The organism is Azospira sp. APE16 (assembly GCF_047901315.1).
GTDB classification, from domain to species: domain Bacteria; phylum Pseudomonadota; class Gammaproteobacteria; order Burkholderiales; family Rhodocyclaceae; genus Azospira; species Azospira oryzae.
The window spans coordinates 1,783,577-1,807,468 of record NZ_CP179682.1 but is presented as its reverse complement, the minus strand read 5'-3'; the positions used below and the strand labels follow the sequence as shown (position 1 = coordinate 1,807,468).

Sequence of the window (23,892 nt, the reverse complement as noted above, 5' to 3'; positions counted from 1 at the left end):
GGGCTGCTCCTTCTTATTTCAGGGAATCGAGATAGGCGCCGAAGGCGGCCCCCACTTCGGGATGGCGCCGGCCCAGGTCCACCGTGGCCTGCAAATAGCCCAGCTTGGAGCCGCAATCGTAGCGGGTGCCGGCGTAGCGGTAGGCCAGCACCTGCTCTTCCGAGAGCAGGGAAGCGATGCCGTCGGTGAGCTGGATTTCGCCGCCGGAGCCTTTGCCGATGCGCTCCAGGTGGTGGAAGATGCGCGGCGTCAGGATGTAGCGCCCGACCACCGCCAGGGTGGAAGGGGCCTCCTCGGGCTTGGGCTTCTCGACGATGGCGGCGATCTGCTCCAGGCGCTCGGCCACCGGCTTGGCGTCCACGATGCCATAGCTCTTGGTGTCGGCCCGGGGCACGTCCTGCACGCCCAGCACGGAGCAATGGTAGTAGTCGTAGGTGTCCACCATCTGCTTCATCACCGGCGTCTCGCCATCCAGCAGGTCGTCGGCCAGGATCACGGCGAAGGGCTCGTCCTGCACCACCGGCGCCGCGCACAGCACGGCGTGGCCCAGGCCCAGGGCCTCGGGCTGGCGGATATAGATGCAGTTCATGGACTTGGGCAGCATATCCTGCACGAACTTGAGCATTTCGGTCTTGCCCCGCTCGGCCAGTTCCTTCTCCAGTTCGTAGGCCTTGTCGAAATGGTCCTCGATGGCCCGCTTGCTGCGGCCGGTGACGAAAATCATGTCGGTGATGCCGGCCGCACAGGCCTCTTCCACCGCGTACTGGATCAGGGGCTTGTCCACGATGGGCAGCATTTCCTTGGGACTGGCCTTGGTCGCCGGCAGGAAGCGGGTTCCCAGACCGGCCACGGGAAAGACGGCCTTACGCACTTTTTTCATTGGATTTTTCCTCATTCAGCAGATTCAGGAGGGCCGTCTCGTCGAGCACGGGCACCCCCAGTTTCAAGGCATTTTCCAGCTTGGAGCCGGCTTCCTCGCCGGCCACCACATAATCGGTCTTCTTCGACACCGAGCCGCTGACCTTGCCGCCCTGGGCCTCGATGCGGGCCTTGGCCTCGTCCCGCTTCAGGGTCGGCAGGGTGCCGGTGAGGACGAAGGTCAAGCCCGCCAGGGGCCGGGGCCCCAGGGCCTGGGCCGGCAGGGCCGCCAGCAGTTCCCGCCGCAGGGCCGCCAGGGCCGTCAGGCGGGCGCGGTTGCCCTCCTCCTCCAGCCAGGCCAGCACCGCGGTCGCCACCTCGGCGGGCAGGGCCGCCAGTTCCAGGCAGCCGGGTGCCAGGGCCGCCAGTCCCTCGCCTTCAGGCACCAGATCGGCCAGCTGGCGCGCCCGCACCGGCGTCAGGCGGGGAATGCCGAGGGCTGCGTAGAGTTCGGTCCAGCCCAGGCGGCCACCCAGCTCGGGGCTGGGGGCATGTTCGTCGGCCGGCGCCACACCGGCCGCCAGCAGGGCATCCACGGCGGCGGCATTGTGGGGTTCGGCGAAGAAGTCGGCAATGGCCGTGGCCACGGTGGCGCCGATATCCGGCAGGGCCGCCAGGAGGGGCGCCGGAGCCCGGCGCACCACGGCCAGGGAGCCCAGCCAGTCGGCCAGGGTCTTGGCCGTGGATTCGCCGACGTGGCGAATGCCCAGGGCGAACAGCAGCCGCGCCAGGGGCGGCGTCTTGCTGGCGGCGATGCCGGCCAGCAGGTTCTCCGCCCAGCGGGTGGCGATCTGGCCCTGCTTCACCGTCTCCGGCGTGACGCCATCCCGCTCGTCGGCGAGGCGCTTCATTTCCAGCAGGTCGGCCAGGGTCAGGCGGTAGAGGTCGGCAACGCCGTGGATCAGGTCGAACTCCACCAGCCGCTCCACATAGCGCTCCCCCAGGCCCTCGATGTCCATCATGCGGCGCCCGGCGAAGTGCAGAATGGCCTGGATGCGCTGGGCCCGGCAGGCGAAGCCGCCGGAACAGCGGGCCACTGCCTCGCCCTCCTCCTTCACCACATGGGAGCCGCACACCGGGCAGCTGCGGGGCATCTGGAAGGGCGTGGCGCCGGCGGGACGGCGCTCGGCCACCACCCCCACCACTTCGGGGATGACGTCGCCGGCCCGGCGCACGATGACCGTGTCGCCGGTGCAGAGGCCGCCCTTGCGGGCCATTTCGTCCTCGTTGTGCAGGGTGGCGTTGGTCACCGTGACGCCGCCGACGAAGACCGGCTGCAGCCGGGCCACGGGAGTCAGGGCGCCGGTGCGGCCGACCTGGATGTCGATGGCCTCGACCACGGTCAGGGCCTCCTGGGCCGGATACTTGTGGGCCACGGCCCAGCGCGGCTCCCGGGAGCGGAAGCCGAGGCGGGCCTGCAGTTCCAGGGAATTGACCTTGTACACCACGCCGTCGATGTCGAAGGGCAGGCTGTCCCGCAGGGCGCCCATGCGCCGGTGGAAATCGGCCAGGCCGGCGGCGCCCCGCACCACGTCCCGGTGCTGGCACACGGGCAGGCCGAAGGCGGCCAGGGCGTCGAGCAGGCCGGCATGGGTGGCGGGCAGCGTCCATCCGGAGACGGCGCCGATGCCGTAGGCGAAGAAATTGAGGGGGCGGCTGGCGGCGATGGCCGGGTCCAGCTGGCGGATGCTGCCGGCCGCGCCGTTGCGCGGATTGACCAGGGTCTTGTCGCCCCGGGCCAGGGCCTTTTCGTTGTAGCGGGCCAGGTCGTCCCGGCGCATGTACACCTCGCCCCGCACTTCCAGCAGGGGCGGCAGGCTTGCCGCCGGGCCCTGCAGGCGCAGGGGGATGGAACGCACGGTGCGCAGGTTCTGGGTGACGTCCTCGCCGCTGGCGCCGTCGCCCCGGGTGGCCCCCTGGACGAGCACGCCGTGCTCGTAGCGCAGGCTCACCGCCAGGCCGTCGAACTTCAGCTCGGCGGCGTATTCCACCGGCGCCGCGCCCTCCTCCAGCTCCAGCTCCTTGCGCACCCGGGCGTCGAAATTGAAGGCGCCGCTGGGCTCCGTATCCGTCTCGGTCTGGATGGAGAGCATGGGCACCGCATGGCTGACGCTGGGAAAACTGTCCAGGGGCTTGCCGCCCACCCGCTGGGTCGGCGAATCGGCGCTGAGCAGCTCCGGATACTCGGCTTCGAGGGCCTGCAGTTCCCGGAACAGACGGTCGTATTCCGCGTCCGGGACCGTCGGCGCATCGAGCACGTAGTAGGCGTGGTTGTGGCTTTCCAGCTCGGCCCGCAGGGCCGCGGCCCGGGCCCGGGCGACTTCCCCCACCGGCATCAGGCGAACAGGCGCAGGGAGAGGGAACCGCCGGCCACCAGGCCGCGCTGGGCCATGGCGCCCTGGTACTGGGCCACCTGCTTGCGGATGGGCTCCAGCAGGGCCTCGGTCAGGGGCTGACGGTTGTCGTCCACCACCACCCCGTGCAGGGAATCGGCGAAGCGGCGGGCCAGGTCGCCCATCTGGTTGAAGACCCGGTCGCCGTTGGGCACCCGGGGCACATCCAGGAGGAAGGTCAGGCCGTGGCAGGAGAGGGTCTTCATGGCCTCGGCGGTGAAGGGCTGCTGGCTCTGGTGGCTGAGGGTGTACAGCACCCGGCCGTCGTCGTCACGGCGGACGAAGGCACCGTCGGCTTCCAGCACCATGCCGGCGGCTTCGGCCAGGGCGCGGATCTTGGTGCCGGGGAAGAGCTGGCCCACGGCCACCACGTTGATGCCGATCTGGATATCCACGTCGGCGCAGAAGCGGTCCAGTTCGTAGGCGTCTTCCAGGGCCGACTTGCGGGTCGGCAGGTCGGCCACGGCCATGAATTCCTCGGCCAGCTGGCGCATGGCGGTGTGGAAGATGGACAGCTCGGCGTCGGAAATGGCGCCGCGGCGGTCCGCCAGCTGCACGCCGATGCGCAGGCGGCGGTACTCCTGGGGACTGTTCTCGTCCATCACTTCCCACTCGCCGCTGCCTTCGTTGAGGCCGACCCAGGTGACCCGCTTGCCGATGCGCAGCAGGGCTTCCCGCTGGGACTGCATGAACTGGCCGGCGGGAATGAAATCCACGGTTTCCAGGGCCACGATGTAGTCGGCGGCCGGAGAGAGCAGGAAGGTGGGCAGGGCCGGCGCCATCAGGGTGCGGGGGGCCTCGGCTTCGCCCGGGGCTGGCATCTCGCTGGCGGGTGCCCGCGCAGCCACGGCCGGCGCGGCTTCCCGCAGGGGCATGGCGATCGGGTCGATGGACAGGGCACCCTGGGCCTGTGTCGCGGCGAAGGCAGGCGCAGCGGGCTTCACCGCCAGGGCAGGCTCGGCATCGAAGTCCAGGGCGGATTGGGGCGTGGCCTTGGCGGCGGTCCGGGGTGCTTCGGCGGCATAGACGGGTTCGGCCGCCGGGGCCGGTTCGTCGTCGAAGTTGAACACCGGTTCCTGGCGCGCGGCCGGGGCCGGCTCCGCCTCTGCCTCGAACACCGGCTCCTTGCGCTGGGCCAGCTGGGGCGCGCGGATGATCTCGCCGTTTTCGTCGCGCTGGATGAGGACGGCGTATTCCTCCTCGCCCTCTTCCTCCACGGCATCCTCCTCGCCGTCGAGCAGCACGTCCTCGTCGCTGGGACGCAGCATCTGCTCGGCCACCTGGCGGTGCTTGCGCTCCTGCCACTTGTTGTAGGCCAGCACGCCAACCACGGCGACGCCGCCGAAAGCCAACAGGCCAATATGCAATTCGGTCATGGCTTTTCCTTTTCCATCGGGGTCATGCGGCCACCTGTTCGCGCATGCGCAGGGCCTCGGCGATATCCACCTCGACGATCCGGGACACCCCGGATTCCTGCATGGTCACGCCCACCAGTTGCTGGGCCATTTCCATGGCGATCTTGTTGTGGCTGATGAACAAAAACTGGGTATTGGCAGACATGCGCTTGACCATCTCGGCAAAGCGCTCGGTATTGGAATCGTCCAGGGGCGCATCCACTTCGTCGAGCAGGCAGAAGGGCGCCGGGTTGAGCTGGAACATGGCGAACACCAGGGCGATGGCGGTGAGGGCCTTCTCGCCGCCGGAGAGCAGATGGATGGTGGCGTTCTTCTTGCCCGGGGGCTGGGCGGTGATCTGCACGCCGGCATCGAGGATCTCGTCGCCGGTCATCACCAGCCGGGCCTCGCCGCCGCCGAAGAGAGTCGGGAACAGTTCGCCGAAGTGCCGGTTCACCGTGTCGTAGGTGGCCTGCAGCAGGTCCCGGGTTTCCTTGTCGATGCGGCGGATGGCGTTTTCCAGGGTTTCCATGGCGGTGTTCAGGTCTTCCGCCTGGTCGTCGAGGAACTGCTTGCGCTGGGTCGCCGATTCCAGTTCCTCCAGGGCCGCCAGGTTCACCGCTCCCAGTTCCAGGATGGCCTTCTGCAGGCTGCCGATGGAGCTTTGCAGGCTGCTGGCCTTGGTGCCGGCGAAGGCCTGGGCCTGTTCCGCCAGGACTTCCTCGTTGGCGCCGGCTTCCAGCAGCTGGGCGGTGAGCTGTTCCACATTGAGGGCCGCCGCCTGTTCCTTGAGGCGCAGTTCGCCGACCCGGTCGCGCATGGGGTTGAGGCCCTGCTCGATCTTCAGGCGCTGCTCTTCCAGCTGGCGCAGGGCCTGGGTGGCGTTTTCCATGGCCTCCCGCTGGGCCGCCAGGGCCTGCTCGCGCAGCACGCGCTGTTCCAGGGCTTCCTGCAGCTTGGGTTCGAGAATCTCGACCTGAAGGTTTTCCCGGGTCTGGCGGCACTGGGCCAGGTCGTCGGCGATGCGCTGCAGCTGGCGCTGGGACATGACCCGGTTGTTGGCCACTTCGGCCAGCTTGCCTTCGGCCTCGCGCAGGGAGAACTGGGCTTCCCGGTGTTCCCGCTCCACGTTGGCCAGGGCCTCCCGCTCCTCGCGCAGGGCCCGGTCCGCCTCTTCCAGGCGGGCCCGCACGCCGGCGAAGCGGGCATGGAGGGCGTCCAGGTTTTCCCGCTGCTGGGCGATGGCCTCGTCGGCGATGAAGAGGCGCTCCTGCTCCACTTCCTCTTCCGCCGCCAGTTCGGCCGCGGCCTGTTCGATCTGGGCGTGGCGTTCCCGGATGCGCTCGAGAATCTGGTTCTGCCGCATCACTTCCATCTGCAGGGTGTGGATGCGGTCCTGCTGTTCCTGGGTGCGGCGGCGCAGGTTCTGGCTGTCGCTCTGGCCGGCGGCGATGCGTTCCTCCACTTCGGCCAGGCGGGCCTGGGCGGTTTCCACCGCCAGTTGCTTGTCGTCCAGGGCGGCGGCGAGGGCCTCGATTTCCCGCTGGCGTTCCAGCAGGCCGTGTTCGGCCGAATCGGGGGCGAACAGGGTCAGGCTGTGACGGCTCAGCAGATGGCCTTCCCGGGTCACCAGCAGCTGGCCGGGGGCCAGGCTGGCGCGCCGCTGCAGGGCCGCCTCCATGCTGTCCACGCAATCGATGCCGTGCAGCCAGTCGGCCAGGACGCCGGCCAGGGCCGGCTCATGGCAGCGGATGCGGCCCAGCAGGCCGCCGGCCGGGGCTTCGGCGGCGCCGGAGAGGAGCAGGGTCAGCTTGCCCGCCGGCTTGTCGTCCACCAGGGCGGCCAGGGCCACCGGGTCTTCCAGGGAAACGGCGTTGAGGCGTTCGCGCAGCACGGCTTCCACCGCGTCTTCCCAGCCCGCGTCCACCTCCAGGCGCTTCCACAGGGGGGTGCGGCTTTCCAGGCCGTGGCGGCGCAGCCATTCACCCACCTTGCCGCCGGACTGGACCCGCTCCTGCAACTGTTCCAGGGCGGCGCGGCGGGCGCGCACATCGGCCACGTCCTTCACGGCTGCCTGCACTTCCTCCAGCAACTCGCGGCGACGGGCCTCGAGCTGGGGCAGTTCGCCCTGGGCGGCGCCCAGTTTGTCCTGCAGGGCGATCAGGCGCTCCTGCTGTTCGGCCAGTTCCTCGGTCTTCAGGTCCAGCTCGCTGGTATCCGGATCGGCCAGGCTTTCCCGCTCCTGCTCCATGCGGTCGCGGCGCTGGGCGATGCTTTGCAGGGTGCGCTCGGCATGGCTGCGGTGGGTCTGTTCCACCTGCAGTGCCTGCTCCACCTTGGCCATCTCGGCCCGCTGCTGGTTGAGGGCCTCCTGGGCCGCCGCCTGGGCCTCCTCGGCCATGGGCAGGCGTTCCTGGCGGGCCTCCAGCTTCATCTGGGCCTGTTCCTGGCGGCCTTCGGCCACCAGTTGCAGTTCGCGCCAGCGTTCCTCGTCCATGTCCAGGCGCTCGGCCTGTTCCTGCCAGTGCTGCTGCTCGCCTTCCAGCTGGGCCAGACGGGATTCCAGCTGCACGCCGGATTCGCGCTGGTGGCGGATTTCCGTTTCCAGCCGGGCCACGTCCGCATTGACTGCGAAGAGGTCGCTCTGGGCCTGGTGCACGCCGTCGCTGGCGGCGAAATGGGCTTCCCGGGAGGCTTCCAGCTGGGCCTCGATGTCGCGCAGGGCGGCGGTCTGGCCTTCCAGGTCGGTGCCGGCCCGCTCGATTTCCATGGCGAAGCGCTGCTGCTCGGCCTTGGCCTCGTTGCGCCGCAGCACCCACAGCACCTGCTGCTTCAGGGTCAGTTCGTCGTTCAGCTGGTGGTACTGGCGGGCCACGGCGGCCTGGGCTTCCAGGCGCTCCATCTGGCCGGCCAGCTCGAGACGGATGTCCTCCACCCGCAGCAGGTTTTCCCGGGTGTCGGCCAGGCGACCTTCGGTTTCCTTGCGCCGTTCCTTGTAGCGGGTGACGCCGGCGGCCTCTTCCAGGAACACCCGCAACTCGTCGGGCTTGGCCTCGATGATGCGGGAGATCATGCCCTGGCCGATGATGGCGTAGGCCCGGGGGCCCAGGCCGGTGCCCAGGAACAGGTCGGTGATGTCCTTGCGGCGGACCTTGATGTTGTTGATCAGGTAGTCGGACTGGCCGGAACGGGTCAGCACCCGCTTCACCGACAGTTCGGCGTACTGGCTCCACTGGCCCATGGCCCGGCCCAGGGAATTGTCGAAGATCAGCTCGACGGAGGCCCGGGACACCGGCTTGCGGTTGGAGGAGCCGTTGAAGATGACGTCCTGCATGGACTCGCCGCGCAGCTCCGAGGCCTTGGACTCCCCCAGCACCCAGCGCACCGCGTCCATGATGTTGGACTTGCCGCAGCCGTTGGGGCCGACGACGCCCACCAGCTGCCCCGGCAGGGCCACCATGGTGGGATCGACAAAGGATTTGAAGCCGGCAAGTTTGAGCTTGGTCAGGCGCATCGGCGGGTCAGTCAGGCGGCGGGTCGGCCGGAGGAGAAAACTTGGTTTTTCCCCCGAAAAGCCCGGATCGCGTTTCTCGTTAATCCAAATGAAACGAAAAGGGCGCCAGAAAAGACTGCGGGCGCCCCGGAATCCACATACATGGGCGCGTATAATAGCATTTTGCCTGTGGCGGACGAACTACCCCGCCATCATGCCCCGGTCCTTTTTCACCGGCAGAAACCGGGACCGGGCCGGGCAGCAGCAAAAACTGGCCGTCCGCCGACAGTTTCATTCAGGCAACGGCAGTGCGGCGCCCCGCCTGAAGCGCCTCGGCGTGGCAGGCGACATGTCCGGTTTTCCGCCCTGCCGCACGACACCGCCGCCGGCAGACCAGCCCCGGCCAAGGCCCCACACGACCGATTTGTTGCACCCGGATTCCACTGAAATCAAACCCTGAGACCTCACCATGACCACCACTCCCCCCACCCCGCTCAACGATGCCGACCTGGACCGTCTGGAAGTCCTGCTGGACGACCCGGCCCTGGAAGACACCCTGCGCCTGGACGAAATCCAGGGCTACCTCTGCGCCACCCTGGGCGGCCCGGTGCCGGTGCCCGAAGAAGAATGGCTGGCCGAGGTCCTGGGCAGCGACGAAGCCGCCGCCAGCCCCGCCGGCCAGGAACTGACCGGCCTGCTGCGCCGCTTTGCCGCCGGCCAGGCCGAGCTGCTCAACTCCGGCGAGCCTCCCGTGCTGCTGCTCTACGGCCAGGAGGAAGGGGACGACGCCCCCAGCGATTTCGCCCCCTGGTGTTCCGCCTACCTGCTGGGCGTGGATGCGGCGCCGGAAGACTGGTTCGACGCCATCGCCGACGAAGAGGAACTGGAATGGCTGGACGAGCGCCTGTTCCCCTTCATGGTGCTGACCGGCGAAGCCGAGGCCGCCGCCAAGGAACACGGCGAGGAATGGCCCGACGGCAAGGAAAAGGCCGACATGGAAAAGCAGTGCCAGGACGACCTGCCCCTGGCCGTGGCCGAAATCCACCGCTTCTGGCTGGCCAAGCGCAACCCGGCCACCCAGCGCCGCGACGGCGACAAGGTGGGCCGCAACGATCCCTGTCCCTGCGGCAGCGGCAAGAAGTACAAGCAGTGCTGCGGCAAGGAATGAGCCTCAGCTGAAGCCCTGCCCCGGCGGCCCCGCGCCGCCGGGACCCACCCACCCCTTCCTTCCACCGGCGACGGCCTCCTGCCGTCGATCTTCCAGGATTCTTCCGATGCTGGAACGCTACTTCCAACTGTCTGCCCACGGCACCACCGCTCGCACCGAGCTCATGGCGGGGATCACCACCTTCCTCACCATGGCCTACATCATTTTCGTGAACCCGGACATTCTCTCGGCCGCCGGCATGCCCCGGGAGGCGGTGTTCGTCTCCACCTGCCTGGCCGCCGCCCTCGGCTCGGCCATCATGGGGCTCTACGCCAACTACCCCATCGCCCTGGCCCCGGCCATGGGCCTCAACGCCTACTTCGCCTTCACTGTCGTCGGCGGCATGCACTTCCCCTGGCAGACGGCCCTGGGCGCCGTCTTCATCTCCGGCTGCCTGTTCGTGCTGATCAGCCTGTTCCGCCTGCGGGAGGCCATCGTCAATGCCATTCCCCGCTCCCTCAAGTACGCCATCTCCGCCGGCATCGGCCTTTTCCTGGCCATCATCGGCCTCAAGAACGCCGGTCTCATCACCGCCCATCCGGCCACCCTGCTGACCCTGGGGGACCTGCACCAGCCGGGCGCCCTGCTGGCCATCGGCGGCTTCATCCTGATCCTGGCCCTGGAGCAGCGCCGCGTTCCCGGCGCCATCATCATCAGCATCCTGGCGGTCACCGCCACCTCCATGCTGCTGGGTCTGACGCCCTTCAACGGCATCGTCGCCATGCCGCCCAGCATCGCCCCCACCTTCCTGCAGATGGACCTGGAGGGCGCCTTCCACGCCGGCCTACTGACCGTGGTCATGACCTTCTTCCTGGTGGAACTGTTCGACGCCTCCGGCACCCTCATCGGCGTCTGCCACCGGGCCGGCCTGCTCGACGCCGAGGGCCGCCTGCCGCGCCTGAAGAAGGCCCTGCTGGCCGACTCCGGCGCCATCCTGGCCGGCGCCGCCCTGGGCACCTCCTCCACTACCGCCTACATCGAGTCCGCCGCCGGCACCTCCGTCGGCGGCCGCACCGGCCTCACCGCCGTGGTGGTGGCCCTGCTGTTCCTGGCCGCCCTCTTCCTCGCGCCCCTGGCCGGGGTGGTGCCGGCCTATGCCACCGCTCCGGCCCTGTGCTATGTGGCGGTGCTGATGGTGCGCGGCCTGGCCGAGATCGACTGGGACGACCTCACCGAGTCGGCTCCGGCGGTGGTGACGGCCATCACCATGCCCTTCACCTTCTCCATCGCCCACGGCATCGCCTTCGGCTTCATCACCTATGCCGCCCTCAAGCTGCTGTCGGGCCGGCAGGGCGACCTCAAGCCCATGGTGGTGGTCATCGCCCTGGCCTTCGTCCTCAAATTCGCCCTGCTCTGAGCCGCCCATGAACGACGCCTTTTTCGCCTCCCACATCCGCACCATTGCCGACTGGCCCCAGCCCGGCGTGCAGTTCCGCGACATCACGCCCCTGCTGCGGGACGGCGCCGCCTTCCGCCGCCTCATCGACGCCTTCGCCGAGCGCTATGCCGACAGCCACATCGACGCCGTGGTCGGCATCGACGCCCGGGGCTTCATCATCGGCGCCGCCCTGGCCTACCGGCTCGGCTGCGGCTTCATCCCGGTACGCAAGGCGGGCAAGCTGCCCTTCACCACGATGCAGGAGTCCTATGCCCTGGAATACGGCGAGGCCAGCATCGAGGTGCATACGGATGCGGCCCTGCCGGGGGAACACGTGCTCATCATCGACGACCTCATCGCCACCGGTGGCACCCTGCTGGCGGCGGTCAATCTCATGACCCGGCTGGGGGCCCGCATCATTGAAGCGGCGGCGGTGGTGGACCTGCCGGAACTGGGCGGATCGGCCCGTCTGGCGGAGGCCGGCCTGCCGACCTTCACCCTCCTCCGCTACTGAGGCGATAGGCTGCAGAACGGCTCAGGCAGCCGCTTCCACCCGTGCTTCCAGGCGGGTGGACAACAGGCTGGCGGCAGCGATCATGGCCCCGCCCAGCCACTCCCGCGCCCCCATGGCCTCCCCCGCCAGGAACCAGGCGGAGATGGCGGCAAAAACCAGCTCCGAGAGCAGGATGACGATGGCCCGGTTGGCCGCGGTGTGGTGCAGGCCGAACTGCACCACCCTGTTCACCAGCATCAGGATCACGCCGATACCCAGCAGCCACAGGACGCCGGCACCGCTCTGGGGCCACTGCATGGAGCCCCAGCCGGTGAGCAGCAGGGCACCGCTGATGACCAGGGCACCGACGAACATGGCGACGGACTTGACCTCGATGGAGAGGGCCTGGGCCCGTCGCGACAGCACGTTGGAACAGGCAAAGAAGAAGCCGGACGCCAGGCCCAGCCATTCGGCCCCATTGCGGGGCCAGGGCAGGCCCATGGCCGGATGCCAGAGCATGGCGGCGGCACCGCCCAGGGACAGGCCCACCACCGCCAGCCCCCACACCCCCAGCTGCTCCCCCAGCCACCAGCGTGCCAGCAGGATGGTCCACAGGGGCGCCAGGTAGAACAGCAGCAGCACCCGCATCACTTCCCCGTGCAGGGTGGCCAATACATAACCCATGTTGCAGGCGGCGCCGGCCAGGCCGATGGCCGCCAGCAGCCAGGAGGGCCGCAGGGCGGCCAGGGCCCGGCGCCAGAAGACCAGGGCCAGCGCCAGGGCCACCGCGTAGGTCAGGGCCGAGGCGGCGATGCCGCTGATGCCCAGGCCGGCCAGCACCCGGTAGGGATACCACAGCACACCCCAGACCAGGGCGCCGGTGAGCAGGGCGCCGACGGCCAGGTGGGTGCGCCTGCCATTTCCTCTCCGTGCCGCTTCTTCCCTCACGCTCCGCCCTTTATAATCCGTTGTTTTCAGCCCAGCCCCACACCGGGAACCCCGCCGTGAATCCATTTCTCGCCAAGCTGCAGCCCTACCCCTTCGAAAAACTGCGCCAGCTGTTCCAGGGCGTCACGCCCAATCCGGACTACCAGGAAATCAAGCTGTCCATCGGCGAGCCCCAGCACGCCACCCCGGGCTTCATCAAGGAAGCCCTGACGGCCAATCTGGGCGGCCTCGCCAATTATCCCACAAGCCAGGGAACGCCCGCCCTGCGCCAGGCCATCGCCGCCTGGATGGAGCGCCGCTACGGCCTGGCCGGCGTCAATCCGGACACCGAGATCCTGCCGGTGAACGGTTCCCGCGAAGCCCTCTTCGCCTTCGCCCAGACCGTCATCGACCCCAGCCGCGGCTACGTGCCCCTGGTGGTCAGCCCCAATCCCTTCTACCAGATCTACGAAGGCGCGGCCTACCTGGCCGGGGCCGAACCCTACTTCCTCAACACCCTGCCGGAGAACGACTTCTCCCTGGAACTGGAGGCCCTCTCCGAGGCCGACTGGGCCCGGGTGCAACTGCTCTATGTCTGCTCCCCCGGCAACCCCACCGGCAAGGTGCTGGACCTGGAAGACTGGAAGAAGCTCTTCGCCCTCTCCGACAAGTACGGCTTCGTCATCGCCTCCGACGAGTGCTACTCGGAAATCTACTTCGACGAAGCCAAGCCGCCTCTGGGCGGCCTGCAGGCTGCAAAACAGCTGGGACGGGGTTTCGAGCGCCTGGTCATGTTCTCCTCCCTCTCCAAGCGCTCCAACGTGCCGGGCCTGCGCTCCGGCTTCGTCGCCGGCGATGCGGCAGTGCTGAAGAAATTCCTGCTCTACCGCACCTACCACGGCGGCGCCATGAACCCGGCGGTGCAGGCGGCCTCCGCCATCGCCTGGAACGAGGAAGCCCATGCGCGGGAAAACCGTCGCCAGTACAAGGAAAAGTTCGATGCGGTGACGCCCATCGTCGCCTCCGTGCTGCAGACCGGCCTGCCGGATGCCAGCTTCTACCTGTGGGCCCGCACGCCCATCGCCGATACCGAGTTCGCCCGCCGTCTGCTCGCCGACTATAATGTCGTGGTCCTGCCGGGCAGCTACCTGGCGCGCGAGGCGCGGGGCGTGAATCCCGGCGAGAATTTTGTCCGGATCGCCCTGGTGGCCCCCCTGGCCGACTGCCTGGAAGCCGCCGAACGCATCCGCCTCTTTGTGCAGCAACTCGAACAGCAACCCTAACCCCCAAAACGGAAACTACAACATGCAAGAACTGCAACAGATCATCGAAGACGCCTGGGAAAACCGCACCTCCCTGCAGCCCGGCACCGCCCCAGCCAAGATCGGCGAAGCCGTGGACCACGTGCTGGAACAGCTGGACAAGGGCACCCTGCGCGTTGCCGAGAAAATCAACGGCGACTGGGTCACCCACCAGTGGATCAAGAAGGCCGTGCTGCTCTCCTTCCGCCTGCAGGACAACGTGCTGCAGCAGTCCGGTGACCTGCGCTTCTTCGACAAGGTGCAGACCAAGTTCGCCAACTACGACGAACACGCCTTCCGTCAGGGCGGTTTCCGCGTCGTTCCGCCGGCCGTGGCCCGTCGCGGCTCCTACATCGCCAAGGGCGCCGTGCTGATGCCCTCCTACGTGAACATCGGCGCCTACGTCGATGAAAACACCATGGTGGACACCTGGGTCACCGTCGGCTCCTGCGCCCAGATCGGCAAGAACGTGCACCTCTCCGGCGGCGTCGGCATCGGCGGCGTGCTGGAACCCCTGCAGGCCAACCCCACCATCATCGAGGACAACTGCTTCATCGGCGCCCGCTCCGAAGTGGTGGAAGGCGTCATCGTCGGCGAAGGTTCCGTCATCTCCATGGGCGTGTATATCAGCCAGTCCACCAAGATCTACGACCGGGAAACCGGCGAGATCAGCTACGGCCGCATCCCCCCCGGCTCCGTGGTCGTCTCCGGCAACCTGCCGGCCAAGGACGGCAGCCACAGCCTGTACTGCGCCGTGATCGTGAAGAAGGTGGACGCCCAGACCCGGGCCAAGACCAGCATCAACGAACTGCTGCGCGACTAAGCCAATAACAACAGGGGCGCCACGAGGCGCCCCAATCTTTTCGGCGGGAGGGAGGAAGCGTGATTCTCGACAAGCTGTTCCAGCTGATGGCGGAAAAGCAGGCCTCGGACATTTTCATCTCCGCCGGCGCCCCCATCCACATCAAGATCCAGGGCAACACCATCCCGGTGAACCAGCAGATGATGGACCCGGCCATGATCGACAAGATCGCCGAGGAACTGCTGAACGCCGAGCAACTGGCGACCTTTGGCCAGACCATGGAAATGAACCTGTCCTTCGGCATGTCCGGGGTCGGCAATTTCCGGGTGAATCTCTTCCGCCAGCGCGGTTCCACCTCCATCGTCATCCGCTACATCCTGGGCAACATCCCGGCCCTGGACAGCCTGGGGCTGCCTCCGGTGCTGAGCGAACTGATCATGGAAAAGCGGGGCCTGATCCTCATCGTCGGCTCCACCGGCTCGGGCAAGTCCACCACCATCGCCTCCATGCTGGATCACCGCAACGCCAACCGTTCCGGCCACATCCTGACGGTGGAGGACCCGATCGAATTCCTCTTCAAGCACAAGAAGTCGATCGTGAACCAGCGGGAAATCGGCATGGATACTGCCGATTGGGACAATGCCCTGAAGAACGCCATGCGCCAGGCCCCGGACTGCATCCTCATCGGCGAAATCCGGGACAAGCAGACCATGTCCGCTGCCCTGGCCTACGCCCAGACCGGCCACCTGTGCCTGGCCACCCTACACGCCAACAACAGCTACCACGCCCTCAACCGCATCATCAATTTCTTCCCCCTGGAAAACCGCTCTGCCCTCAACCTGGACCTGTCGGTCAGCCTCAAGGCCATCATTTCCCAGCGGCTGCTGAAGAAGCCGGACGGCAAGCGCATTCCCACGGCGGAAATCCTGCTCAACACCCGCCACATCCAGGAACTGATCGAACGTGGTGAGATCAATGCCATCAAGGAGGCCATGGAACAAAGCCTGGCCCCCGGTTCCCAGACCTTCGAGCAGGACCTGTTCCGCCTCTACAAGACCAATGTCATCACTCTGGAAGAGGCCCTGGGCACCTCCGATTCGCCGACCAACCTCTCCTGGCTGATCAACAACTCGGAGTTCGGCAACAGCGGTACCGCCACCATCGAGGAAGCGCCGGCCGAACCCTCCATCGACCCCCATGTCACCAATCCAACGGGGGGCGCCTCCTTCAAGGAATTCACGCTCAGCATGAGCGACGAATAAGATCATCACTCCACCACCATTCATGTCCCAGCCCATTTCCTGCACCAGCGACCCGACCCTGGACCTGGCTGCACAGCTCATTTCCCGCCGCTCCGTCACCCCGGAAGACGGCGGCTGCATGGACCTCATCAGCGCCCGCCTGAAGCCTCTGGGCTTCACCCTGGAAGCCATCAACCAGGGCAACACGGTGAACCTCTGGGCCCGCCGCGGCAGCGCCGCTCCCCTGGTCTGCCTGGCCGGCCATACCGACGTGGTGCCCACCGGCCCCGTGGAACAATGGGCCTCCGATCCCTTCACGCCGACCCTGCGCGACGGCATGCTCTATGGCCGCGGTGCCGCCGACATGAAGGGTTCCCTGGCCGCTTTCGTCACCGCCGTGGAAACCTTCGTCGCCCGCCATCCGCAGCACCAGGGCTCCATCGCCTTCCTGCTCACCTCCGATGAGGAAGGCGACGCCACCGATGGCACCGTGGCCGTGGTGGAAGCCCTGCAGGCGCGCGGTGAAGGCATCGACTGCTGCATCGTCGGCGAGCCCACCTGCGTCAATCGCCTGGGCGACATGGTGAAGAACGGCCGCCGCGGCTCCCTCTCCGGCCGCTTGACGGTGAAGGGCATCCAGGGCCACATCGCCTACCCGCACCTGGCTAAGAATCCGATCCATCTGGCAGCGCCGGCCATCGCCGAACTGGCGGCCACCGAGTGGGACCAGGGCAACGAGTACTTCCCGCCCACCACCTGGCAGGTCTCCAACATCAGGGGCGGCACCGGCGCCACCAACGTCATTCCCGGCACGGTGGACATCCTCTTCAACTTCCGCTTCTCCACCGCCAGCACCCCGGAAGGCCTGAAAAGCCGTCTCGAAGCCGTCCTCGCCAAGCACGGCATCGACTACGACCTGGCCTGGACCCTGGGCGCCAAGCCCTTCCTCACGGGGCGTGGCCCCCTGGTGGATGCAGCCATGGCAGCCATCCGCGAAGAGCTGAATATCGAGACCGAACTTTCCACCACCGGCGGCACTTCCGACGGCCGCTTCATTGCCGAAATCTGCCCCCAGGTGATCGAGCTGGGGCCGGTGAATGCCACCATCCACAAAATCGACGAGTGTGTGGAGGCAGCCGCCCTGCCCCGCCTCTCCGCCACCTATTGCCGCATCCTGGAAAAACTGCTGACCTGACCATGTCCGAAAACGCCCGCACCGAACTCTTCACCCTGCGCGACCTGCTGCGCTACGCCGTCAGCCGTTTCAACGAAGCCGAGTTGTTCTTCGGCCACGGCTCCGACAATGCCTGGGACGAAGCCGCCTATCTGCTGCTGCACACCCTGCATCTGCCCCTGGACCGGCTGGAACCCTTCCTCGACGCCCGCCTCACCGAAGCCGAGCGCAACACCGTCCTGCACATCATCGAACGCCGCGTCAAAAGCCGCGTTCCGGCGGCCTACCTGACTCATGAAGCTTGGCTCGGCGAGCATAGCTTCTACGTCGACGAACGGGTCATCGTGCCCCGCTCCTTCATCGCTGAACTGCTGGAAGAGCAGTTCGCCCCCTGGATCGACGATCCCTGGGCCATCACCCGGGTAGCCGACATCTGCACCGGCTCCGGCTGTCTCGCCATCCTGGCGGCCCTGGCCTTCCCCGAAGCCGACGTGGACGGCGTGGACATCTCTGCCGACGCCCTCGAAGTGGCCAAGCGCAACGTGGCCGACTACGGCCTGGAAGACCGGCTGCGCCTGGTGCAATCCAACCTCTTCGCCGGATTGGCGAGCCAGCGCTACGACCTCATCATTTCCAACCCGCCCTACGTCAATGCGGAATCCATGGAAACCCTGCCACCGGAATACCGGGCCGAGCCGGAACTGGCCCTGGCCGGGGGCGACGACGGGCTGGACCTGGTGCGCACCCTGCTGCGGGAAGCCAAGGACCACCTCAACCCCGGCGGCCTGCTGGTGGTGGAAATCGGCCACAACCGGGACGTCCTGGAAGAAGCCTACCCCCAGACCCCATTTACCTGGCTCGACACTTCCGGTGGCGACCAGTTCGTCTTCCTGCTGCGGCGTGAGGAATTGCCCAACTGAAGACGGAACGAAGGGCCAAACGACCCGACATAAAAAAAGCCCAGGCAAACACCTGGGCTTTTTTTATGGGCATTCCGCAGATTTCAGCTCAATCCCCACTGACCGCGGGTATCGCGCAGAATGCGGGCCAGCACCTGTTCCAGTTCCATCATGTTCATCATCCTTGCTCAAGCGGTTTGCTCCCTGTGACGGCTGAATCCTACCCGCCGACGATGACAACCGGATTACACTAGCACCACCTCAATCCGGAGATTTTCTTCATGGAACTGATGTCACTCTTGCTGATCCTGGCCGTGGCCATCGCTGTTCTCGGCATCCGCATCATCAATCAGCAGACCGCCGCCGTCGTTGAAACCCTGGGCCGCTATTCCCGGGTGCTGGAGCCCGGCCTCAACTGGATTTTCTTCCCCTTCCAGCGCGTCACCGGCATGCTCTCCCTGCGCATCGACGAAGTGCAGAGCACGGTGGAGGTGAAGACCTCGGACAACATGTTTGTCTCCCTCCCCGTCAGCCTGATGATCCGTGTCACACCGGAGCGTGCCAGCCATGCCTGGTACAAGCTGCAGAACCCGTCGGCCCAGATCTCCACCTGGGTCCTCAACACCATCCGCGCCATCGCCGCTTCCATGACCCTGGAGGACCTGTTCAAGGACCGGGACCATCTTGTGACTCAGGTGGAAAAGGCCCTCTCGGCCAAGCTGGAGGAATTCGGATACGTCCTGGAAGCGGTGCTGGTAGACCAGCCCACGGTCTCCGGCGACGTCCAGGCCTCCTTCAACCGGGTGGTGGCCGCCAAGCGGGAACGGGAGGCTGCGGAACAGGAAGCGGAAGCCATGCGCATCAAGACCGTGCGCCAGGCCGAAGCGGAGGCCGACGCCCAGCGGGCCCGGGCCAAAGGCCTGGCCGACTCGCGCAAGCTGCTGGCCGAAGGTCTGCGGGAATCCCTCGCCGACTTCGAGAAATTCCACGTCAATTCGGCCGAAGCCCTGACCGTCTTGCTGGAAACCAACCGCATCGATGCCATGCGCGACATCGGCAAGTACGGCAATCTGGTATTGCTGGATGTGGCCAGGGACCCCGGCAACGCCCCCCTGCTGGGGCTGGCGGCAAAGCTGGGCAAAACTGCGGGCAACAGCGCGGTGGCGGAAGATTAAAGTTGAATTTTTGAAGCAGAAAAAGAAAAACCCGGCACTAGGCCGGGTTTTTCTTTATTTTGGGGCGATATACCGGGATCGAACCGGTGACACCTGGAATCACAATCCAGTGCTCTACCAACTGAGCTAATACCGCCACTGAAACCTGTTTGGCGCGCCCGGCGAGGCTCGAACTCACAACCTACGGCTTAGAAGGCCGTTGCTCTATCCTGTTGAGCTACGGGCGCTAATTCTCGCTCGCCTTGGGTGCAACCTGTATCTGCTGGTCGGGGCGGTGGGATTCGAACTCACGACCCTCTGCTCCCAAAGCAGATGCGCTACCAGGCTGCGCTACGCCCCGAAGAGACGCGAATTCTACACATGCCCCCCGGGGTGGTCAAGCGCCAAAAGTAGTTTTTTTTCGTGCAATCAATGATTGTTGCAGGTAAGATGCTTTTCTGATATTTAATCGCCTTTTTGCACAAACACGGATGGTCTTCGAACATGGCTGAAGATTTGCTCCACAAACATTTCACGCCCTACGTCCCCAAGAAGGGCGAGGAATACATGAACAGCAAGCAGCTGGCTCACTTCCGCGCCATTCTTGGCACGCTGAAGCAGGAGTTGATGGCTGACATCGAGCGCACGGTGCATACCATGCAGGATGAAGCCACTGTCTTTGCCGACCCCAACGACCGGGCCAGCCAGGAAACGGATATCGCCCTGGAACTGCGCAACCGGGACCGGGAGCGCAAGCTGATCAAGAAGATCGACGAGACCCTGGGTCGCATCGATTCCGGCGACTACGGCTTCTGCGACAAGTGCGGCGTGGAAATCGGCATCAAGCGCCTGGAAGCCCGCCCCACGGCAACCCTATGCATCGACTGCAAGACCCTGGAGGAACTGCGGGAAAAGCAGGTCGCCAAGTAAGCGGAGCACTCCGCCGCAAAAAAGCGCAGCCTCGGCTGCGCTTTTTTATTGTCGGCGGATCAAACTATGAAAAAGGGCGCCGAAGCGCCCTTTTTCCTTTGCAACGGTGAAAAACTTACTGTTGCGGTTCTGCAGCCACGGCGGGAGCAGCCTCTTCGGCAGCCACAGCCTTCATGGACAGGCGGATGCGACCCTTCTCGTCGGTTTCCAGAACCTTGACGCGGACGACCTGACCTTCCTTGAGGTAGTCGGCCACGGCATTGACGCGCTCGTTGGCGATCTGGGAGATGTGCAGCAGACCATCCTTGCCCGGCAGGACACTGACGATGGCACCGAAGTCCAGAATCTTCAGCACAGGACCTTCGTAGACCTTGCCCACTTCCACTTCAGCGGTGATGGCCTCGATGCGCTTGCGGGCCATCTCGGCGGCTTCACCGTCGGTGGAGGCAATGGTGATGGTGCCGTCGTCCTGGATGTCGATGGAAGTACCGGTTTCCTCGGTCAGGGCACGGATTACCGCGCCACCCTTGCCGATCACGTCACGGATTTTTTCCGGATTGATCTTCATGGTGTACAGACGGGGAGCGTAAGCGGACATTTCCGTACGCGGAGCATCCTGGGCATCCTGCATGATGTTCAGGATGTGCAGGCGACCGGCCTTGGCCTGATCCAGCGCCACCGCCATGATTTCCTTGGTGATGCCCTGGATCTTGATGTCCATCTGCAGGGCGGTGATACCGGAATCGGTACCGGCCACCTTGAAGTCCATGTCGCCCAGGTGGTCTTCGTCACCCAGGATGTCGGTCAGCACGGCGAAGCGGTTGCCTTCCTTGATCAGGCCCATGGCGATACCGGCCACGTGGGACTTGAGGGGCACGCCAGCATCCATCAGCGCCAGGGAGCCGCCACAGACGGAAGCCATGGAGGAGGAGCCATTGGATTCGGTGATCTCGGACACCACGCGCATGGAGTAGGAGAACTCGTCGGCGGGCGGCAGCACGGCTAGCAGGGCACGCTTGGCCAGACGACCGTGACCAATCTCGCGACGCTTGGGGGAACCGACGCGGCCGGTTTCGCCAGTGGCGTAGGGAGGCATGTTGTAGTGCAGCATGAAGCGGTCTTTGTACTCGCCGGCCAGGGCATCGATGATCTGCTCGTCGCGGCTGGTACCGAGGGTGGCCACCACCAGGCCCTGGGTCTCACCACGGGTGAACAGGGCGGAACCGTGGGTACGGGGCAGCACGCCGGTACGCACGGTGATGGGACGCACGGTGCGGGTGTCGCGACCGTCGATGCGGGGCTCGCCGGCCAGGATGCGGCCGCGGACGATGGCGGCTTCCATGGCGAAGAACAGGTCGGCCACGGTGTTTTCGTCGGGAGCATCTTCACCCTGGCACAGGGCGGCAACGGCTTCGCTGCGGATTTCCTTGACGCGCTGGCTGCGGGTCTGCTTGCTGGTGATGCTGTAAGCCTCTTCCAGCTTGGCCTTGACCAGGGCTTCCAGCTTGCCCACCAGGACCTGGTCCTGGGCCGGAGCTTGCCATTCCCATTCGGGCTTGCCGGCTTCTTCCACCAGTTCATTGATGGCGTTGATGACGGCCTGCATCTGCTCGTGGCCGTAGACCACGGCGCCCAGCATGACTTCTTCGGAGAGTTCCTTGGCTTCGGATTCCACCATCAGCACGGCGGACTGGGTGCCGGCAACCACCAGGTCCAGCTTGCTGTCCTTGAGCTGGGTGGCGGAGGGATTCAGCACGTACTGGCCGTCGATGTAGCCGACGCGGGCTGCACCGATGGGGCCGGAGAAGGGAATGCCGGAAATGGCCAGGGCAGCGGAGGCACCGATCAGGGCGGGAATGTCGGAATCCACTTCGGGATTCAGGGACATGACGGTCGCCACCACCTGGACTTCGTTGTAGAAGCCTTCAGGGAACAGGGGGCGGATGGGACGGTCGATCAGGCGGGAGGTCAGGGTTTCCTTTTCGGAAGGACGGCCTTCGCGCTTGAAGAAGCCACCGGGGATCTTGCCGGCAGCGTAGGTCTTCTCGACATAGTCGACGGTCAGGGGGAAGAAATCCTGACCCGGCTTGGCTTGCTTGGCGCCGACCACGGTCACCAGGACCACGGTGTCGTCAACGGTGACCAGTACGGCGCCGGAGGCCTGGCGAGCAATCTCGCCGGTTTCCAGAGTGACCTGATGGGCACCGTAGGTGAAGGTTTTCTTTGCAATATTGAACATATCTTCCTTTCTCTCTTTCTCTTGTCTTCGCTTAAATTCTTGCAACCGCCGATTCTACCTGCTTACCCGGGGAAAACCATGCTCCCGGAAAGCAAAAGAGCGGCGCGGCCAAAGGCCGCCCGCTCTTTCAAACGCTACTTGATGCGTCCCGACCGCATGGGCGGACGGTATCAGGCGTGGGCAAGATTACTTGCGCAGGCCCAGACGCTCGATAACGCTGCGGTACTTGTCCACATCGGTGCGCTTCAGGTAGTCCAGCAGCTTGCGGCGGCGGGACACCATGCGCAGCAGACCGCGACGGGAGTGGTGATCCTTCATGTGTTCCTTGAAGTGACCGGTCAGGTCGTTGATGCGTGCGGTCAGCAGCGCGATCTGCACTTCGGAGGAACCGGTATCGCCCTGAGCGCGTTGGAAATCGCCAACGATCTGGGCCTTTTGAGTGGTGTTGATAGCCATATGTCAAACTCTCTTGAGTGTTACGACGCTGCCCCAGTTTGATAGAGCCAGGCGCCCGACGGTTAAAAAAACTTCGCTCCACGGGGAGCGAAGCGGCGGATTATACGCAGGGAGCAGAGGAGTAGCAAGATAATTCCGGCCATTCCCCGCTATTTTGCACGCCCCTAGCCGTTGTCCTTCTGGCGCAGCAGGCGGTAGGGCCACAGCTTGCCTTCCCTGACCTCTCCCACCCCCTGCAGGACGCCCTCGCCATAGACCCGGGCCTTGCCGGACTGGAGTTCGGTTGCCACCGGATTGCCGTGGGCAAAGCGCTGCAGGGATTCAGCCTCCAGCAATACCTCGGGCAGGCTGCGCAGCAAGGCATCCACCGGCAGCAGGTAGCGCCCCCGGTCCGCCTCCTCCGTATTTTCCAGCTCTGCCAGGGACACCGCACGATCCAGTTCCAGCGGACCGACCCGGGTACGCCGCAGGCCCGTCAGATGGGCACCGCAGCCGAGGGCCTCGCCAATGTCCTCGGCCAGGGTACGGATGTAGGTACCCTTGCTGCAATCCACATGCAGACGGAAGTTAACGCCGTCGAAATCGCTGGCAGCCAGGCTGAGAATGGTTACTTCCCGGGCTTCCCGCTCCACTTCCAGCCCCTGGCGGGCCAGCTCGTAGAGCGGCTTGCCATCGCGCTTGAGGGCCGAATACATGGGCGGCACCTGGGCAATCACCCCGGTGAAGCGGGGCAGCACGGCAGCCAGCTGCTCGGCGGAAACCTGTACCGGCCGGGTCTGCAGGATTTCACCCTCCGCATCGCCGGTGGCCGTGGTCTGACCGAGGCGGACATCGGCAACATAGGCCTTGTCGGCATCCAGCAGGTCGGCGGAAAACTTGGTGGCTTCGCCGAAGCAGATGGGCAGCAGGCCGGTGGCCAGGGGATCGAGGGTACCGGTATGGCCGGCCTTGGCGGCCGAAAAGAAACGACGCGCCTTTTGCAGCGCGTCGTTGGAGGAGAGGTGAAGGGGCTTGTCCAGCAACAGCACCCCATCCACCTGTTTCCAGGTGCGTCTGGGTTTGGACATGAGCTGGTCAGCTTTCGGCAGCGGTATCCGGCGGGGCTTCCCCATCCTCGTCGGGCGAAGTCTGGCGGCTGGTGGCCGCCGCTTCGTCGATCAGACGGGAAAGGCTGGTGCCGTGCTCGATGGAATTGTCGTACACGAAATGCAGCTGGGGCGTGGTGTGGATGCGCACCCGGCGCCCCAGTTCCCGCCGCAGGAAACCGGAAGCCTTGTCCAGGCCCTTCTTGATTTCCGCCAGCTGCTCCGAGGCCGCCAGGGTGGTGAAGAAAACCTTGGCATGGGCGTAATCGGGAGTCACCTCGACGTCGGTCAGGCTGACCATGCCGACGCGAGGGTCCTTCAGCTCGGTGCGAATGAGCTCCGCCAGTTCGCGGCGGATCTGCTCATTCACCCGGTCCTTGCGTGAAAAACTCTTGTTAGCCATCGTGC

19 protein-coding genes and 3 tRNA genes are annotated in these 23,892 nt (G+C 65.8%); 10 read left to right on the top strand and 12 right to left on the bottom strand.

All coding sequences use genetic code 11. The annotated features are described in order from the left end of the window. Window positions 1–13: 13 nt before the first annotated feature. Genes galU through smc form a run of 4 tightly spaced genes read right to left on the bottom strand, consistent with a single transcriptional unit; the run spans window position 14 to window position 8,219 of the window. Window positions 14–880 (bottom strand): UTP--glucose-1-phosphate uridylyltransferase GalU, encoded by an 867-nt coding sequence (galU, locus tag ACLSSQ_RS08610; RefSeq protein WP_014237731.1) that lies wholly within the window; start codon window positions 878–880, stop codon window positions 14–16. Beyond that, complete coding sequence (gene ligA, locus ACLSSQ_RS08605) at window positions 864–3,254, bottom strand: NAD-dependent DNA ligase LigA (protein WP_014237732.1); 2,391 nt, start codon at window positions 3,252–3,254, stop codon at window positions 864–866. Before ligA ends, galU begins: the two co-directional genes overlap by 17 nt. Further along, on the bottom strand, window positions 3,254–4,687 hold the full coding sequence (locus ACLSSQ_RS08600; protein WP_014237733.1) for a cell division protein ZipA C-terminal FtsZ-binding domain-containing protein: 1,434 nt from the start codon (window positions 4,685–4,687) through the stop codon (window positions 3,254–3,256). Before ACLSSQ_RS08600 ends, ligA begins: the two co-directional genes overlap by 1 nt. Window positions 4,688–4,709: 22 nt before the next feature. Beyond that, complete coding sequence (gene smc, locus ACLSSQ_RS08595; RefSeq protein ID WP_014237734.1) at window positions 4,710–8,219, bottom strand: chromosome segregation protein SMC; 3,510 nt, start codon at window positions 8,217–8,219, stop codon at window positions 4,710–4,712. A 448-nt stretch (window positions 8,220–8,667) separates the two neighbouring features. Here smc and ACLSSQ_RS08590 point away from each other — a divergent pair, with 448 nt between their 5' ends. The 3 genes from ACLSSQ_RS08590 (at window position 8,668) to ACLSSQ_RS08580 (ending at window position 11,297) form a co-directional block, all read left to right on the top strand. Next, window positions 8,668–9,366, top strand: a complete 699-nt coding sequence (locus ACLSSQ_RS08590; protein WP_014237735.1) for a YecA family protein — start codon at window positions 8,668–8,670, stop codon at window positions 9,364–9,366. Between the two features lie 106 nt (window positions 9,367–9,472). Then, complete coding sequence (locus ACLSSQ_RS08585; RefSeq protein WP_014237736.1) at window positions 9,473–10,762, top strand: NCS2 family permease; 1,290 nt, start codon at window positions 9,473–9,475, stop codon at window positions 10,760–10,762. 7 nt (window positions 10,763–10,769) lie between these two features. Beyond that, window positions 10,770–11,297, top strand: a complete 528-nt coding sequence (locus ACLSSQ_RS08580) for an adenine phosphoribosyltransferase (RefSeq protein ID WP_014237737.1) — start codon at window positions 10,770–10,772, stop codon at window positions 11,295–11,297. 21 nt (window positions 11,298–11,318) lie between these two features. Here the strand turns inward: ACLSSQ_RS08580 and ACLSSQ_RS08575 are convergent, their stop codons facing one another. Continuing rightward, window positions 11,319–12,224, bottom strand: coding sequence for a DMT family transporter (locus ACLSSQ_RS08575; protein WP_014237738.1), 906 nt, complete (start codon window positions 12,222–12,224; stop codon window positions 11,319–11,321). Window positions 12,225–12,280: 56 nt separating this feature from the next. On the opposite strand from ACLSSQ_RS08575, the gene dapC reads away from it, so the two are divergent. The 6 genes from dapC to ACLSSQ_RS08545 all read left to right on the top strand — a co-directional run bounded on the left by dapC (window position 12,281) and on the right by ACLSSQ_RS08545 (window position 18,795). Further along, window positions 12,281–13,486 (top strand): succinyldiaminopimelate transaminase, encoded by a 1,206-nt coding sequence (dapC, locus tag ACLSSQ_RS08570; RefSeq protein ID WP_014237739.1) that lies wholly within the window; start codon window positions 12,281–12,283, stop codon window positions 13,484–13,486. A 22-nt stretch (window positions 13,487–13,508) separates the two neighbouring features. Then, window positions 13,509–14,327: a 2,3,4,5-tetrahydropyridine-2,6-dicarboxylate N-succinyltransferase gene (gene dapD / locus ACLSSQ_RS08565; protein ID WP_014237740.1), complete on the top strand. Its 819-nt coding sequence runs from the start codon at window positions 13,509–13,511 to the stop codon at window positions 14,325–14,327. A 59-nt stretch (window positions 14,328–14,386) separates the two neighbouring features. After that, window positions 14,387–15,568 (top strand): PilT/PilU family type 4a pilus ATPase, encoded by a 1,182-nt coding sequence (locus ACLSSQ_RS08560; protein WP_014237741.1) that lies wholly within the window; start codon window positions 14,387–14,389, stop codon window positions 15,566–15,568. Between the two features lie 22 nt (window positions 15,569–15,590). Continuing rightward, window positions 15,591–16,742, top strand: coding sequence for a succinyl-diaminopimelate desuccinylase (gene dapE, locus ACLSSQ_RS08555; RefSeq protein WP_014237742.1), 1,152 nt, complete (start codon window positions 15,591–15,593; stop codon window positions 16,740–16,742). Between the two features lie 2 nt (window positions 16,743–16,744). Then, window positions 16,745–17,641 carry a 50S ribosomal protein L3 N(5)-glutamine methyltransferase gene (prmB, locus tag ACLSSQ_RS08550; RefSeq protein ID WP_014237743.1) on the top strand — a complete coding sequence of 299 codons (897 nt, stop codon included), beginning with the start codon at window positions 16,745–16,747 and terminating at the stop codon, window positions 17,639–17,641. A 260-nt stretch (window positions 17,642–17,901) separates the two neighbouring features. Next, a complete protein-coding gene (locus ACLSSQ_RS08545) occupies window positions 17,902–18,795 on the top strand; it encodes an SPFH domain-containing protein (protein WP_014237744.1) in 894 nt (297 codons plus the stop codon). Window positions 18,796–18,855: 60 nt separating this feature from the next. Here the strand turns inward: ACLSSQ_RS08545 and ACLSSQ_RS08540 are convergent. From ACLSSQ_RS08540 to ACLSSQ_RS08530, 3 genes are all read right to left on the bottom strand, one after another. Then, window positions 18,856–18,931 (bottom strand) — tRNA-His (locus tag ACLSSQ_RS08540). A 14-nt stretch (window positions 18,932–18,945) separates the two neighbouring features. Then, window positions 18,946–19,022 (bottom strand) — tRNA-Arg (locus ACLSSQ_RS08535). Window positions 19,023–19,058: 36 nt separating this feature from the next. Next, window positions 19,059–19,135 (bottom strand) — tRNA-Pro (locus ACLSSQ_RS08530). Between the two features lie 143 nt (window positions 19,136–19,278). Between ACLSSQ_RS08530 and dksA the strand changes: the two genes are divergently transcribed. Then, window positions 19,279–19,704 carry an RNA polymerase-binding protein DksA gene (gene dksA / locus ACLSSQ_RS08525; RefSeq protein WP_014237745.1) on the top strand — a complete coding sequence of 142 codons (426 nt, stop codon included), beginning with the start codon at window positions 19,279–19,281 and terminating at the stop codon, window positions 19,702–19,704. Window positions 19,705–19,819: 115 nt separating this feature from the next. On the opposite strand, the gene pnp is transcribed toward dksA, so the two are convergent. The 4 genes from pnp to rbfA all read right to left on the bottom strand — a co-directional run bounded on the left by pnp (window position 19,820) and on the right by rbfA (window position 23,887). Then, the gene (pnp, locus tag ACLSSQ_RS08520) at window positions 19,820–21,943 is read right to left on the bottom strand and encodes a polyribonucleotide nucleotidyltransferase (protein WP_014237746.1); all 2,124 of its coding nucleotides are present in this window, start codon (window positions 21,941–21,943) and stop codon (window positions 19,820–19,822) included. A gap of 186 nt (window positions 21,944–22,129) precedes the next feature. Then, the gene (gene rpsO, locus ACLSSQ_RS08515) at window positions 22,130–22,399 is read right to left on the bottom strand and encodes a 30S ribosomal protein S15 (RefSeq protein WP_014237747.1); all 270 of its coding nucleotides are present in this window, start codon (window positions 22,397–22,399) and stop codon (window positions 22,130–22,132) included. A gap of 164 nt (window positions 22,400–22,563) precedes the next feature. Beyond that, window positions 22,564–23,466, bottom strand: coding sequence for a tRNA pseudouridine(55) synthase TruB (gene truB / locus ACLSSQ_RS08510; RefSeq protein ID WP_014237748.1), 903 nt, complete (start codon window positions 23,464–23,466; stop codon window positions 22,564–22,566). A gap of 7 nt (window positions 23,467–23,473) precedes the next feature. Further along, window positions 23,474–23,887, bottom strand: coding sequence for a 30S ribosome-binding factor RbfA (rbfA, locus tag ACLSSQ_RS08505; protein ID WP_014237749.1), 414 nt, complete (start codon window positions 23,885–23,887; stop codon window positions 23,474–23,476). Window positions 23,888–23,892: the final 5 nt, after the last annotated feature.

Excerpts from the sequence above, each read along its gene's own strand:
- galU (WP_014237731.1), bottom strand. The coding sequence starts at position 880 with ATGAAAAAAGTGCGTAAGGCCGTCTTTCCCGTGGCCGGTCTGGGAACC.
- ligA (WP_014237732.1), bottom strand. The coding sequence starts at position 3,254 with ATGCCGGTGGGGGAAGTCGCCCGGGCCCGGGCCGCGGCCCTGCGGGCC.
- ACLSSQ_RS08600 (WP_014237733.1), bottom strand. The coding sequence starts at position 4,687 with ATGACCGAATTGCATATTGGCCTGTTGGCTTTCGGCGGCGTCGCCGTG.
- smc (WP_014237734.1), bottom strand. The coding sequence starts at position 8,219 with ATGCGCCTGACCAAGCTCAAACTTGCCGGCTTCAAATCCTTTGTCGAT.
- ACLSSQ_RS08590 (WP_014237735.1), top strand. The coding sequence starts at position 8,668 with ATGACCACCACTCCCCCCACCCCGCTCAACGATGCCGACCTGGACCGT.
- ACLSSQ_RS08585 (WP_014237736.1), top strand. The coding sequence starts at position 9,473 with ATGCTGGAACGCTACTTCCAACTGTCTGCCCACGGCACCACCGCTCGC.
- ACLSSQ_RS08580 (WP_014237737.1), top strand. The coding sequence starts at position 10,770 with ATGAACGACGCCTTTTTCGCCTCCCACATCCGCACCATTGCCGACTGG.
- dapD (WP_014237740.1), top strand. The coding sequence starts at position 13,509 with ATGCAAGAACTGCAACAGATCATCGAAGACGCCTGGGAAAACCGCACC.
- dapE (WP_014237742.1), top strand. The coding sequence starts at position 15,591 with ATGTCCCAGCCCATTTCCTGCACCAGCGACCCGACCCTGGACCTGGCT.
- prmB (WP_014237743.1), top strand. The coding sequence starts at position 16,745 with ATGTCCGAAAACGCCCGCACCGAACTCTTCACCCTGCGCGACCTGCTG.
- ACLSSQ_RS08545 (WP_014237744.1), top strand. The coding sequence starts at position 17,902 with ATGGAACTGATGTCACTCTTGCTGATCCTGGCCGTGGCCATCGCTGTT.
- dksA (WP_014237745.1), top strand. The coding sequence starts at position 19,279 with ATGGCTGAAGATTTGCTCCACAAACATTTCACGCCCTACGTCCCCAAG.
- pnp (WP_014237746.1), bottom strand. The coding sequence starts at position 21,943 with ATGTTCAATATTGCAAAGAAAACCTTCACCTACGGTGCCCATCAGGTC.
- rpsO (WP_014237747.1), bottom strand. The coding sequence starts at position 22,399 with ATGGCTATCAACACCACTCAAAAGGCCCAGATCGTTGGCGATTTCCAA.
- truB (WP_014237748.1), bottom strand. The coding sequence starts at position 23,466 with ATGTCCAAACCCAGACGCACCTGGAAACAGGTGGATGGGGTGCTGTTG.
- rbfA (WP_014237749.1), bottom strand. The coding sequence starts at position 23,887 with ATGGCTAACAAGAGTTTTTCACGCAAGGACCGGGTGAATGAGCAGATC.